The sequence below is a fragment of the Methanocalculus natronophilus genome (genome assembly GCF_038751955.1).
GTDB lineage: Archaea > Halobacteriota > Methanomicrobia > Methanomicrobiales > Methanocorpusculaceae > Methanocalculus > Methanocalculus natronophilus.
In genome coordinates this window covers 1-665 of record NZ_JBCEXH010000067.1, presented here as the reverse complement: position 1 = coordinate 665, position 665 = coordinate 1, and the positions used below count along the sequence as shown (strand labels likewise).

The window sequence follows — 665 nt, the reverse complement described above, 5'->3', positions numbered from 1 at the left end:
CTGATAAACTGTGAAGAGATATCGCCTCTACATTTAAAGTGGCTGGCTTTTAAAGGCCCCTTTACCTTTAACGGCAAATAATCTTGACTTAAATACTCATAATGAACAGTGTCTTTAAAGTTCTCTTCATAAACATCTAAAGGTCTTTTAGGGAGTCTTTCTTTGCCTTCAAAGGTAATATATTGATCAAACAATAAAGCAATAGGAATCATAAAACGTAAGGTTGAACCTGATGCGTTCGCATTTAAGGTTTTGGGCGTTTCTACTTTTAATGGTCCCCTAATGGTTTCACCCTCAACAAAAGCGCCTAAGTTTTTTAACATCGATTGTGTAGCTACGATATCATCACTTTTTAACTGATTCGCTATATTAGAAATCCCTTGTGCCATACTAGCCGCAATTAAGGCTCTATGGGTTTGTGATTTAGAAGGTGGAGCGTTAAGCGTTCCTTTTAACGTTTTACCTGATACGGTTTTGTCCATACTTCATCATCCTCTTTAATCGCTAAGATGCGTGGATTTTCAATACTGTTTAAGACAATAAACTGCATGCCTTTTGCGGTTTGTTTTTTATCGTGTTTTACGTGAGTGATATAATCACTTCGATTTAAAAGTGGCATGCTTACCAACTCATAATCGAGGAGTAACTCTTTCACACTTTCATAT

General features: G+C 36.4%; 2 protein-coding genes. Both read right to left on the bottom strand.

Annotation, left to right across the window (positions count from 1 at the left end; translation table 11 throughout):
• Nucleotides 1-482 (bottom strand): 3-phosphoshikimate 1-carboxyvinyltransferase (locus ABCO64_RS10455; protein WP_484213835.1); only part of this gene is annotated, 482 nt, incomplete at its 3' end.
• On the bottom strand, nt 452-665 hold a 214-nt coding region (locus ABCO64_RS10450), incomplete at its 5' end, for a hypothetical protein (RefSeq protein WP_343089422.1). The genes ABCO64_RS10450 and ABCO64_RS10455, both read right to left, overlap by 31 nt.